Annotated in this window: 12 protein-coding genes; 1 reads left to right on the top strand and 11 read right to left on the bottom strand. The window is 45.3% G+C overall.

The window, feature by feature from the left end:
* The first annotated feature begins 225 nt into the window (after positions 1-225).
* The gene (tkt, locus tag BN1691_RS06145; RefSeq protein ID WP_048601357.1) at positions 226-2,229 is read left to right on the top strand and encodes a transketolase; all 2,004 of its coding nucleotides are present in this window, start codon (positions 226-228) and stop codon (positions 2,227-2,229) included.
* 81 nt (positions 2,230-2,310) lie between these two features.
* Here the strand turns inward: tkt and BN1691_RS06150 are convergent, their stop codons facing one another.
* The 11 genes from BN1691_RS06150 to pseC all read right to left on the bottom strand — a co-directional run bounded on the left by BN1691_RS06150 (position 2,311) and on the right by pseC (position 13,241).
* Positions 2,311-3,174 (bottom strand): YitT family protein, encoded by an 864-nt coding sequence (locus BN1691_RS06150; RefSeq protein ID WP_048601358.1) that lies wholly within the window; start codon positions 3,172-3,174, stop codon positions 2,311-2,313.
* Positions 3,175-3,250: 76 nt separating this feature from the next.
* Positions 3,251-4,367, bottom strand: a protein-coding gene (prfB, locus tag BN1691_RS06155) for a peptide chain release factor 2 (protein WP_147545717.1) whose coding sequence is annotated in 2 segments (ribosomal slippage) — positions 3,251-4,294 and positions 4,296-4,367 — 1,116 coding nt in all. Because the reading frame shifts where the segments join, the coding sequence is not laid out codon by codon here.
* 111 nt (positions 4,368-4,478) lie between these two features.
* Complete coding sequence (gene secA / locus BN1691_RS06160) at positions 4,479-7,046, bottom strand: preprotein translocase subunit SecA (RefSeq protein WP_048601360.1); 2,568 nt, start codon at positions 7,044-7,046, stop codon at positions 4,479-4,481.
* A gap of 288 nt (positions 7,047-7,334) precedes the next feature.
* Positions 7,335-7,877 (bottom strand): ribosome hibernation-promoting factor, HPF/YfiA family, encoded by a 543-nt coding sequence (gene hpf, locus BN1691_RS06165; protein ID WP_048601361.1) that lies wholly within the window; start codon positions 7,875-7,877, stop codon positions 7,335-7,337.
* 441 nt (positions 7,878-8,318) lie between these two features.
* Complete coding sequence (locus tag BN1691_RS06170; RefSeq protein WP_048601362.1) at positions 8,319-8,723, bottom strand: hypothetical protein; 405 nt, start codon at positions 8,721-8,723, stop codon at positions 8,319-8,321.
* Positions 8,724-8,732: 9 nt separating this feature from the next.
* The gene (gene fliS / locus BN1691_RS06175) at positions 8,733-9,134 is read right to left on the bottom strand and encodes a flagellar export chaperone FliS (RefSeq protein WP_048601363.1); all 402 of its coding nucleotides are present in this window, start codon (positions 9,132-9,134) and stop codon (positions 8,733-8,735) included.
* A 128-nt stretch (positions 9,135-9,262) separates the two neighbouring features.
* Positions 9,263-10,798 (bottom strand): flagellar filament capping protein FliD, encoded by a 1,536-nt coding sequence (gene fliD / locus BN1691_RS06180; RefSeq protein ID WP_048601364.1) that lies wholly within the window; start codon positions 10,796-10,798, stop codon positions 9,263-9,265.
* Between the two features lie 25 nt (positions 10,799-10,823).
* Positions 10,824-11,192, bottom strand: coding sequence for a flagellar protein FlaG (locus tag BN1691_RS06185; protein ID WP_048601365.1), 369 nt, complete (start codon positions 11,190-11,192; stop codon positions 10,824-10,826).
* 168 nt (positions 11,193-11,360) lie between these two features.
* Positions 11,361-11,750: a CBS domain-containing protein gene (locus BN1691_RS06190; RefSeq protein ID WP_076850124.1), complete on the bottom strand. Its 390-nt coding sequence runs from the start codon at positions 11,748-11,750 to the stop codon at positions 11,361-11,363.
* Between the two features lie 58 nt (positions 11,751-11,808).
* Positions 11,809-12,006 carry a YjfB family protein gene (locus tag BN1691_RS06195; RefSeq protein WP_048601366.1) on the bottom strand — a complete coding sequence of 66 codons (198 nt, stop codon included), beginning with the start codon at positions 12,004-12,006 and terminating at the stop codon, positions 11,809-11,811.
* Positions 12,007-12,095: 89 nt separating this feature from the next.
* Positions 12,096-13,241: a UDP-4-amino-4,6-dideoxy-N-acetyl-beta-L-altrosamine transaminase gene (pseC, locus tag BN1691_RS06200; RefSeq protein ID WP_048601367.1), complete on the bottom strand. Its 1,146-nt coding sequence runs from the start codon at positions 13,239-13,241 to the stop codon at positions 12,096-12,098.

Raw genomic sequence — 13,241 nt, forward strand, 5'->3', positions numbered from 1 at the left:
CCCTTTATATCTACTGCTTTTACTCTTACCTACGCCACATTTAAAATATGAAAATTTTGTGAACGTATCATTAACTTTGTTATAATGATAACGCAATTGACGACAAGTTACAATTCACTTCGCGATATACTGGCATTTTTTCTTCCCTACATTGATTTTCGATCCGATTCTATAGGATAATTGATACGGAACTTTGGAAAATTATGAGGAAAAGGGGTTTCGGTAATGGCACAAACCATTGATCAATTGGCAGTCAATACCATTCGTACCTTGAGTATCGATGCCATCGAAAAGGCCCAATCTGGCCATCCTGGAATGCCCATGGGTACCGCTCCCATGGCTTATACACTCTGGACGAAAAAAATGAAGCATAATCCAACCAATCCCCATTGGTTTAATCGGGATCGTTTTGTTCTCTCAGCAGGACATGGATCCATGCTTCTCTACAGCCTGCTTCATCTTTGCGGTTATGATTTACCCATGGAGGAGATTCAGCAATTCCGCCAATGGGGCAGTAAAACACCTGGACATCCTGAATATGGCCATACTGCTGGTGTAGATGCCACCACAGGACCGCTTGGACAAGGGATCGCCATGGCTGTGGGTATGGCAATGGCAGAAGCGCATCTAGCAGCTACCTATAATCGGCCCCATTTTTCCATCGTCGACCATTATACCTACGCCATCTGTGGCGACGGCGATCTTATGGAAGGAGTAGCATCAGAAGCCGCTTCTCTAGCAGGTCATCTCCAATTAGGCAAGCTGATCGTACTTTATGATTCCAATGATATCTCCCTCGATGGAAAGTTGAATATGGCCTTCTCCGAGAATGTGGCACAGCGTTTCGAAGCGTATGGCTGGCAGGTGCAACGGGTAGAGAATGAAAATGATCTTGCCGCCATTGAAGCAGCGATTACGAAGGCGCAACAAGACCCCCGCCCTAGCCTCATTGAAGTAAAGACCACCATCGGCTATGGTAGCCCCAATAAAGGGGGGAAAGGGGGAAAAGAAGGACCTCATGGCTCTCCCCTTGGTGAAGACGAAGTTCGCTTAACCAAGGAGCAATACGGCTGGCCATTGGAACCGACATTCTATGTGCCTGAGGAAGTTCGTACTCACTTCGCTGAGGTCAAAGCTGCAGGTACCCAAGCAGAAGAGGATTGGAACCAACTCTTTGCTGAGTATGAACATGCTTTCCCAGGACCTGCCCAAGTCCTAAAGGATGCCATGGCAGATAAGCTACCAGAGAAGCTTCATGAAGTGCTTCCCCAGTTTGAAGCAGGAAAAAAACTGGCCACCCGTGCTGCCTCTGGTGAAGTGATCAACGCCCTAGCTGATCATCTCCCTACTCTCTTCGGTGGATCAGCAGACTTAGCTAGCTCCAATAATACACTCATGAAGAAGGAGAAAAATTTCCTCCCTGGCCAATATGAAGGACGCAATATTTGGTTTGGTGTACGGGAGTTCGCCATGGGCGCAGCATTGAATGGGATGAAGCTCCATGGTGGCTTACATGTATACGGAGCAACCTTCTTCGTCTTCTCAGACTATGTTCGTCCTGCCATACGCCTTTCAGCACTCCAAGGCTTGCCTGTAGTCTATATCTTTACCCACGATAGTATTGCCGTTGGTGAGGATGGTCCTACCCATGAACCCATTGAGCATCTTCCTTCCTTACGTGCCATCCCCAATCTCTTGGTGATGCGACCTGCTGATGCCAATGAGACGAAGGCTGCATGGTGGACGGCGTTACAGCAATCCGATCGTCCCACTGTCTTAGTCCTCTCTCGTCAAGGCTTACCGGTGTTAGCGGAGACGCAAAATGCCCTTGAAGATGTGAAACGTGGTGCTTACATCCTTGCCGATGCCAAAGCAGGTCAGCCTGAATTGATCCTCATCGCCACTGGTTCAGAAGTGAGCCTGGCCATGGAAGCGAAAGCTCAACTAGAGCAAGAAGGAATTGCTACCCGAGTCGTCAGCATGCCAGTATGGGAGCTCTTCGCTGAACAGGATGCCAGCTACAAAGAGAGCGTGCTACCCTCTAATGTGAAGAAGCGCCTGGCCATTGAAATGGCGAACCCCCTTGGCTGGGAACGCTATGTCGGTGATGAGGGTGCCATTCTAGGTATTCATACCTTCGGTGCCTCCGCTCCTGGTAACCGTCTCTTAAAGGAATACGGCTTTACTGTGGAGAATGTGGTGGCAGAAGCAAAAAAACTATTGGATTAATCTCCATACAGCAGGTACAAAAAGACCATCGCAGCGATTGCCACGATGGTCTTTTGCTTTTTACTGATGGATAAACGTTACTCATCTTTTCATCGCTTGGAATCCTTGCCCCAAGACTTCATTGGCACTGGTTACAATAACGAAAGCATCTGGGTCATGAGTCCGCACCACATCCTTCAGATGGGTTAACTCTTGCTGATCCACCACACACATGAGGATGGGCCGCGCTTCTTCTGTATATCCTCCAAAGGCGGAGATCCGCGTGACTCCCCGATTCACCTCAGTCAGGATCGCATGCTGAACCGAGCGTGTTTCACGGGTAATGATCAAGGCCAGCGTACTGAAGTCGCCCCCCACATTGATGAGATTGATGGTCCTTCCCGTGACGAATAAGGCAACCAAAGCATAGAGCGCTTGCTCTGGATTGTAATAAAAGAAGGCGGTGGCAACGATCATGCCATCAATCATCATCACAATATTGCCCAAGCTCCAATGGGTGTACTTATGAATCATCTGGGCTGCGAGGTCTGTTCCACCTGTGGAGGCCTTACCACGAAAAACCAATCCTATGCCTGCTCCTACGCCCAATCCACCAAACAAGGCAGATAATAATGGGTCATGGGAAAGAGGTACCATCTGATCAGTAAGGAAGACGAAGAAGGGAAGCACTAAAGTCCCATAGAGCGTCTTGATTCCAAACTGTTTTCCTAAAATAAGGACCCCAGCAATAAAGAGGGGAATATTAAGACCCCACTGGATATAGGCTGGACGGATTCCGGTCATATCAAAGAGAATAATACTAAGTCCACTAACACCGCCAGAGGCGATCCGGGCGGGAATCAAAAACAGGTTGAAGGCAAGTGCCACCAGAAAAGCACCTGCTGTAATATAGAGATACTCCTTCAACTTCTGCTGCGTTGTCAAAGACTGCGTCGTTGGCTGCATCCCCATCTTCCTTTATCTAGGTTCTTCTCATTGAGCGCTGGCGATTTGGTTACAGTTCATCACCATGATGGTGAGATTAACGATTGGACTGCCTACTTAACATGGTTCGTAAATAAGCATCGATAAATGGATCAATGCCACCATCCATGACCGCTTGCGTATTCCCAATCTCCACATTGGTACGGTGATCCTTCACCAGGGTATAGGGGTGGAAAACATAGGAGCGAATTTGGCTACCCCAGCCGATCTCCTTCTGTTCGCCACGAATACTGGCTAACTGCTTCTCCTGTTCTACACGTTCTAATTCATAGAGACGTGCTTTGAGGATTTTCATGGCCTGCTCACGATTCTGCATCTGCGACCGTTGTGACTGACTGGTTACAACAGTACCTGTTGGGATATGCGTGATTCGGATGGCTGATTCTGTCTTATTAACATGCTGCCCACCTGCACCACTAGCCCGATAGGTATCGATTTTCAAGTCCTCTGGACGAATATCTACCTCAATATCATCATCGATTTCAGGAACCACATCACAGGAACAGAATGAAGTATGACGACGACCCGATGCATCAAAGGGTGAAATACGAACGAGACGGTGCACACCCTTCTCTGTCTTAAGGTATCCATAGGCATTGTAGCCCTTGATCAACAGCGTGACACTCTTCACGCCTGCTTCTTCTCCAGGGAGATAGTCCAAGGTCTCTACCTCATAGCCATGGTCCTCTGCCCAACGGGTGTACATCCGAAGCAGCATACTGGCAAAGTCCTGAGACTCTGTCCCACCTGCGCCAGGGTGCAATTCAAGAATCGCATTATTTTTATCATAGGGTTCAGAGAGTAGCAATTCCAATTCGAAATGTCCCATCTCCTTTTGCAAGGTCTGAGCTTCCTCCACCATTTCCTCATACATCTCATCGCTAGGCTCTTCCGTCCATAGCTGTAATAACACCTCTAGATCATCATGCTCACCTTGCAGGTGGGCCATCTTCTCAACGGCATCCTTCAGCCCTTTGACCTCAGTGATAATCCCCTTCGCCTGCTCCTGCTGATTCCAGAACTCAGGCTGTGCCATGATTTCATCCAACTCTTTGATCCGACGCTTCTTTTCGTCTAAGTCAAAGAGACCTCCTAAATTCAGCGAGACGTTCGCTGTTTTTTTCCATAAACTGCTTTAGCTCATACAGCTCCATATCCATACCTCCTAAGATCCTTATCCATTCACTGCCCACCCACCAACCTCTAGAAACCAGGAACGCCGGGTGCTAATAGACACCCAGCGACTCAACCTGATCTCTTCTTTCTCAGCCTTTACGTTCTGTGCGACGGCGTGCTTGCTCTTCTAAACGACGCTGCTTCCGATTCTTTATCACTTCTTGACCACCTTGATTCGTCTGCACATTGCGAGGAGGGTTAGCGGTAGCAGGAACAGGTCCATCAAGGCTCACCTTGAGACGAGGTCCTTGCCGACCCTCTGTTTGACTTTGTACAGTGGATTGACGCTCCAGATGCTCATTGGCCTGTACCTGAACTCGCATCACAAAGTTCGTCACTTCTTCTTGGATTCGGGCTACCATCTCTTCAAACATGGCAAAGCCTTGGAACTGGTACTCTTGCAATGGATTCTTCTGCGCATAAGCCTGCAGGCCGATCCCTTGACGTAATTGATCCATGGCATCGATATGATCCATCCACTTACTATCTACAGCGCGGAGCACAATAATCTTCTCCAGCTCACGCATGGTTTCTGCACCAATTTCATTCTCTTTCTGATTATAGATGGTTTCCAGAATCTGTTGAAAGGTCTCACGAACCTCATCCTGCTCTTTACCCTTCAAGTCCTCTACAGTGAGGGCATCAGAACGGATAAAGGTCTTATGACAGTGATCTACTAATTTCGTCAGATCCCAATCCTCAGGGAGCTCCTCCGCTGGGCAATAGACCTCGATCAACCCATCGATGTGACTCATCATCATGCCGAAAACGATGTCGCGGATATTCTCCTTTTCCAATACTTCACGACGTTGGGAGTAGATAATCTCCCGTTGCTGATTCATCACATCGTCATATTGGAGGACATAACGGCGCATATCAAAGTTATTACCTTCCACCCGTTTTTGTGCATTTTCAATGGCTTTGGTAATCATTTTGCTCTCGATGGGTGTATCCTCATCCATCCCTAGCTTATCCATCATCCCCATGATATTCTCCGCACCAAAACGGCGCATTAAGTCATCCTCTAAGGAGAGATAGAATTGAGAGGAACCAGGATCCCCTTGACGTCCTGCACGACCGCGTAACTGATTATCAATCCGGCGGCTTTCATGGCGTTCTGTCCCAATAATATGGAGGCCACCTAGTTCTTGAACCCCTTCACCAAGGACGATATCCGTACCACGTCCAGCCATATTGGTCGCGATGGTAACGGTGCCCTTCTGTCCAGCCTGCGTGATGATTTCAGCTTCTTCTTTATGATACTTGGCATTCAATACATTATGGGGAATCTTAAGCTTCTTTAATGCAGCAGAAAGCAGCTCTGAATTCTCAATGGAAATGGTCCCCACCAGTACTGGCTGACCACGATGATAGCAGTCTTTAATATCTTCAATCACATTACGGTACTTCCCATTGAGTGTCTTGAAGATGAGATCAGGCCGATCATCACGAATCATCGGCATGTTGGTTGGGATTTCCACCACGTCCATCCCGTAGATGGTGCGGAACTCCTCTTCTTCTGTCCTCGCAGTACCCGTCATCCCGGCTAGCTTCTGATACATGCGGAAATAGTTTTGGAACGTGATGGTGGCAAGCGTCATGCTCTCATTCTGCACCTTCACGCCTTCTTTGGCTTCAATGGCTTGATGGAGCCCATCACTATAGCGACGACCATACATGAGACGGCCAGTGAACTCGTCAACAATGACCACTTCGCCCTCTTCGATCACATAATCAATGTCTCGCTTCATGATGACTTGGGCTTTTAAAGCTTGCGTAATATGATGATTCAATAGCATCTGTGAGGGATCATAGAGATTATCTACATTGAAGGCTGCTTCAGCTTTCTTAACCCCACCCTCGTTCAGCATTACATTCTTCGTCTTGATATCCACCGTATAATCTTCCTCTTCACGGAGGCGCCGCACAAATTGCGCAGCCTTCATATAGAGATCGGTGGAGCTTTGGGCTTGCCCAGAGATAATTAAAGGGGTCCGCGCCTCATCGATCAAGATACTATCCACCTCGTCCACGAGGGCAAAATTTAATGGCCGCTGTACCATCTGCTCTTTATAGAGCACCATATTATCCCGTAGATAGTCAAAGCCGAACTCATTATTAGTTCCGTATGTGATGTCGGCAGCATACGCTTCCCGCTTCTGTTCAGGATTTAACTCTCGCTTATTCAAGCCCACAGTTAGCCCGAGGAATTGGTGTAGCTGTCCCATCTGTGTGGCGTCACGTTCAGCCAGGTAATCATTCACCGTAACAACATGAACCCCTTTACCTGACAATGCATTAAGATAGGAAGGAAGGGTAGCCACTAAGGTTTTACCTTCCCCAGTCTTCATCTCCGCAATCCGGCCATCATGGAGTACCATACCCCCAAGGATCTGCACATCAAAATGGCGCATACCTAAGACACGGCGAGATGCTTCCCGCACAACCGCATAGGCCTCCACCATCAGCTGGTCCAAATCCTCACCTTGAGCCAAGCGTTGTCTGAATTCCTCCGTCTTCCCGCGCAACTCGACATCGCTGAGCGCTTGCATGTTCGGCTCTAGGCGATTCACTTCTTCTACTCTTTTCATATACTTCTTAATATCCCGTTCATTACTATCGCCAAAGATTTTTTTGAAAAAACCCAATTGGGCCATCTCCTTCCACACATGGCAAACCGCTTGCTTTTCTCTTCACGCCTTAACCAGTAAATATTGCTGCTGCCAATATTCCCATCATAGATCCAATATTCTTTTCTATATTATCAAGAGATTGAAGTAGTGGCAAATAAAAGTTATTGAAACATTCAACTCCATTCAAGACCAATAGAACCCGATTCTTGGAAGCATAGATAAATCGCAATGATCAGAAAAGGAGTGCAATGACTGCACTCCTTTCTTTATAGCATAACCAGATTAAAATTTCATGAAAGTGAATGAAATTGTTTAAACAGTTTCGATTAAACCGTAGCGACCATCCTTACGTTTGTAGACGATATCAACACTATCGCTCTCAGCATTGTTGAAGACGAAGAAGTTGTGGCCTAACATTTCCATTTGAAGTACAGCCTCTTCCACATCCATGGGTTTCAAGTTGAAGCGCTTGGTACGAACGATTTCGATGTTATCCTCTTCCTCTGCTCGACCATTGCCATTAGTCTCTGTGAAAATATTTTTAATCGTACCGTCTTGACGGAATTTGCGATTAATCTTTGTTTTATGCTTACGAATTTGACGCTCCAGTTTATCAACAACTCCATCGATGGAGGCGTACATATCCTTGTCCGTCTCTTCAGCACGAAGAATGACACCTTTAAGAGGGATGGTAACTTCTACAGTATGCTCATCACGAACCACTTGAAGGGTTACATGACCCTCAACATTTTGACCTTCAATGTATTTGTCAAGCCGTCCAACCTTTTCCTCTACATAGCTGCGAAGAGCTGGCGTTACCTCAATATTCTCACCGCGAATATTATACTTTAACATGAATACCTCCTCCTTCCTATCTTTATTATCACATAAATACAGGAAAAATCCCACCTCTTTTTTCTCCACCTTATAATCACAAACTTATTCACATATCCCGATCCCCAAACCCCTTTAGCCACAGTTATGCACAGACTTGTCCACATTATCCACAGAAATCAGTCCATTTTAAGCACACCTTATCCACAGGTTATCCACAAAAAGTTGTGGATAAGGTTGCATTATCCCAAAACACAAAAACCACTTGATCATGAAGAAGCTATCAAGCTTCAAGATGACGAAGTGGTCATGGCTACAGTTGGTATAAGTGGCTTTTCGAGTTCATTTCGAATTCTATTTAAGGTTGTAAATAGTGAAGAAGGGATATTTCAGCTACGCTGAGGGAAGAAAAGTAATACTAAATACTTGAGAACAAAACGATAGAAATATTCTCGTGTTTATCTATTTTCTCTCATCAAAGAGATATCCCTCTGTCTGATATCCTTCAGCCATTCGTTGTAAACGCTGATGCCGTTGCTTATTCAGCTGGAACTGCTGCGCTTCACCCTTAATCTTGGCATAGAGCTCCGTGATCAAAGGTTCTGTCTGTTGATGTAATTGAACCAATTGACGGAGGTAGACATGACGTTCATCATCATGCCCCTTCTCCTCTGCTCGTTCCCCACGCATCAAGGCCAGGATCAGTTCCTGTCGCTCATTAAGCAGAGCTTCAATATATTGAACCCCTTCCAATGAATCATTAGGATGAGCCGCTAGCTCCGTCTTCACCGCTAGGTAGAGCTTCTCACTAATGGCAAGTAGCTCCTGATAGCGTAGCTTTTCATTCTGGTCATCTCTGTTTGTCATGAGATCACCCTACTTTTCTGAGGATACTGAAGCAGTTGGATGCTTGGCTAGCTTCATCGCCTGCTCCCAGGTCGCTTTAAACTGAATGAGAAATTCCTCAACTTCATTAAGGATTTCCCCATCCTTCTGAACATTGGCTTCTATCAAACGATTGCGGAGATAATCATATAGTTGGAGCAATTGCTTGGAAAGATCAACATCCATGTTGAGCGTAACCATGAGTTCATTGATAATATCCTGAGCCCGCACATTGGCCTGATGAGCCTTTTCCAATTCTTTATGTTCTAGAGCCTGCTTGGACTGGCGGACAAAGCGGATTGCTCCATTATAAAGCATGAGCGTTAACTCTGCTGGCGTAGCGGTAGTAACGGCATTCTGCTGGTAGATCTGCTGTGGGTTCCTCATCGACATACGACATGTACACTCCTTTATTCAGCCACCCATTACTCTGTACTGTTTCTTCAACAGTGAGAGTCATAGTACTATTGTACCATATCTATGCCTTGGTCCATTTGACCTAAATCTACGAATTGGTGGCGTTATTGACCGCCACCAAATTGATTCATCAACCAGCCCGCTTGGGCATTATACTTACTTAACGCTTTCTCCATGGCGGTGAATTTCTGCCAGTAGAAGGCTTCTTTCCGTTCTAGGCGTTCTTCAAACACGAAGATCCGTTCGTTCATCTGCTTCAGTCGCTCGCCAAAGAAGCTTTGGTCCACAAGGACATCATCACTGCCCACTTTTTCTTTAAGACGCTTAAAGCCATCATCGAGGGCATCCTTGAGGCGAGTGGCCAAGCCTTGCTCACTCTTAATATCACTTTTGTTGGTAAAGAGCTGTACCACAGCATCGGGGTCCTTCTGTAGAGCATCACGTAATTTATCCTCATCGATATATAGCTTGTTATCCTTATGATCATACATATTCACAGTGATCCCGATCGAACTGAGATGCTGATACTTGTCGTTATCTACACCTTTGACCGTATCATAGATGGCATTCCGCATGGCATAGGTAATGTTGGTGAGATCAGCATCGCTTTTCAATAATCCACTCTTTGCCTTGGCTTCCCATTGCTCCTCTTGCTTTTCAGATAGCTGTTCCCGTTGCGCATCGGTAAGGGGCTTAAAGTTCTTCTCACGTTTTTCAGTTAATTTTCCATCGATTTTTGTAATCACATCGTTATAGGCTTGAATGAAGGATTTGATCTTTTCCACAGTGCCATCGATATCTTGGGCAACATTGACAGTACTGCTTACGGGATTCCCCTTCGCATCGATTTGCGACACCCCGTTGAGGGTATAGTTGACATCATTCACCGTAAATTGATTGGTGGCAAAGGTGAAGGCGGTTCCATTGATCTGTACCTTAGCATCTTGACCTGTGGCACTGCTGGTTGCCAATTGTATTGTTTTCGTAATAAAATCGCTTGTGCCCGCCGTGTCATTGGCTGTCATGGTGATCTGTGCTTCAGAACCTGACTTCGTTTGGTTAAAGAAGAAACGTTTTAAATTGGGATCGTAGGAGGCTTTCACTCCTGTAGTTTGGCTCTGTCCATTAACAGCAGCAATGAACTGATCAACAGTCATTCCGCTGGTCACATCAATTTTCACATTTTGATCTGCACCTGCACCATATTGAAGAGTCAATTGAAAAGGCGTAGCTCCTTGATAGATCACTGAGCTTCCATCAACGATGGTTTCACCATTTGCACCTGTACTCACTTGACCACTGGTAAGACTCGCATTAGTAGCCAGATTCTCGACGATTACCTGATTGGATGTGGTCACTGCATTATTACTCGCTGTGGCAGTCACTACAAAGGGGTTAGAGCTGGTAACGGTCCGTGTGGTATATGGTGTAGTGAGGCTCATATCGAAGGCGTGATTACGTAAGCTGAAGATTTCCCGATTCAGTTCACGGTACATATCCCGTTGCCATTCGACGACAGTCATCTGCTGCTTGAGTCGATCCAATGGAGCACGCTCTGCATCCATGAGATCCTTGACCATTTTTTCTGTATCCATACCGGACATTAACCCGGAAACACGATTGGTAGATCCGATTTCCATCGTACTACCTCCTTTCTAAGATCGATCAGACTTTTTCATCCACTAATAAGCCCATATACTCTTTTAGGCCAGTGATAATATCGAGGAATTTCTCCGGTGGAATTTCGCGGATCACTTCATCCGTAACTGCATTCTTCACTTTTACCACGTATTGACCAGATTTCTCATGAAAGACGAACTGGAGCTTGGTGTAGGTGACCTCCAACATCTGATTGAGACCATTCACTGCATTTTCCAACTGATTGGCATCGATAGGCTGCTGTGCATGTTGTTCCTGCTGCGTTTGCTGTTCTGTGGAAGACTGGCGCTCATACGGACGATTCTCCACAGGCTGAGCTGGCGTAGCTCTACCAATAGGTGAAACAGGGTTACCTCCAACCGATTGAATGGACATGAATCTTCACCTCGATTTTGTCATTACTATCTATTGATAGTATCGGTTAATCTTGGATGAAATTGAAGTGGTAGCTCACATCAAACCAAATCTTATATCAAAATAACCTCCAAAAAGGAGGTTACTTCAAATAATCTTTTTTACTTAGTGGAAGTTTCTATCTGGATTTTACGATTTGGCTACATGCTGCTCTAGCCAGACATCCACAATGTCTTCAAGGGAGATAAAACCTACTACCTGTTTCCCTTCCACAATCGGCATTGCAATAATATTACTTTCTCGCAAGCGTTCCGCAATGGTGAGAAGATCTTCATCTGGTGATGCAGTAATGAGCTGCTTAGACATCACTAATTCCAATGGATATTGGCGATTACGACCAGGAGCAATGAGGAAGCGATAGATATCTGACTTCACCACCATCCCTACCAATTCTCCATTATCATTAACTACAGGCGCACCATTGACTTTTTCTTCATTCATCTCTGCTAAAGCCTTTTCTACCGTATCATTGGCATTAAACATTAGCACATCATGAATCATACAATCTCGGGCATGCATCAGAATCCTCCTCCCTATAGTGTTACTACGTTGGTAATCATTTTCGATTTAAGTTTGATTAGATACGGATATCCAGGTTACTTCCAAGGTGCGGTTGGACAGATAGTTCTAATGCTTTGGTCTGTGCTTGTAGCATCTGAGTAAAATCATTGGCCTGCTGTAATGCAGTAACCATTGACATGCGTAGGACAGAGATACTTGCTTGTTGCGCGATTTTCCCTTGGCTAAGGGCGGTGGAGAGGGCGGCGATGTCCATTTATATCAAGTCCTCCTTGAACGTGGATTACTACTTACTATTTATATCGTAACATTTTACAACCAATCTGTTAATCTACTCCTATCTTCTTAGCCCAGTACCTCTTTAACATCATGAATCACAGCTTGGACATGGGACTCAGTCATTTTGGGGAAAAGCGGAAGTGTTATCATACTTTCATATAAGTTCTCAGCTTGTGGGCATAATCCCTGTTTGTACCCTAACCGTTGATAATATGGATGAAGATAGACTGGAATGTAATGAACATTGGCACCTATCTTTCTTTCTATCAATCTTTGATAAGCTTCGTCTCTATTCACACCAATTTTATTTGAATCAATTTGAATGATGTAGAGGTGCCAGCTAGAATGAGAGCTATCTAGCTGATGGGGAAGTATAAGCCCATCAATTCCTTTGAAAGCCTCGTTGTATTGGTGAGCAATCTCCCGTCTCCGTTTTAAAAATCGGTCTGCCTTTTTTAGTTGACTAAGACCTAAGGCTGCTTGAATATCGGTCATTCGATAGTTGTATCCTAATTCTATTTGTTCATAATACCAATGGTCCTTGTTTTGATGCAGCATCTTCGGATCTCGAGTTATTCCATGAGAACGGAATAGCTTAAGTTTTTCATACAATTCATCATTATTTGTTGTAATCATACCACCCTCGCCAGTAGTAATATGCTTAACGGGATGGAAACTAAAGGTGGTCATATCAGAGATACTTCCTATCTTTCTTCCCTTATAGTCTGCTCCAATTGCATGGGCAGCATCTTCGATAACGATTAAGTTATATTCTTGCGCAATTTTATATATTTCATCCATATCACAAGGTTGTCCAGTGAAGTGAACAGGAATGAGCGCCTTTGTCTTTGAGGTGATATTCTTCCTAATCTCAGATGGCGAGATATTATAAGTGATAGGGTCAATATCAGCAAAAACAGGGGTACCTCCACAATATAATACGCAGTTTGCAGATGCAGCAAAGGTGATCGGTGTTGTAATTACCTCATCACCTTCTCCGATGCCAGCCGCAAAACAAGCCGCGTGAAGTGCTGCTGTTCCATTCGAAATGGCCACTGCATACTTAGCACCAACATACTTTGCAAATTTTTTTTCAAATGCTTCAATTGTAGGTCCCGTAGTTAGGTAATCCGAACGTAGTACATCTACTACGGCTTGAATATCTTCCTCATCAACCCACTGACGGCCGTATGGAATAAATTCATGGTTCAT

Source organism: Rubeoparvulum massiliense (assembly GCF_001049895.1).
Taxonomy (GTDB): Bacteria; Bacillota; Bacilli; order Rubeoparvulales; family Rubeoparvulaceae; genus Rubeoparvulum; species Rubeoparvulum massiliense.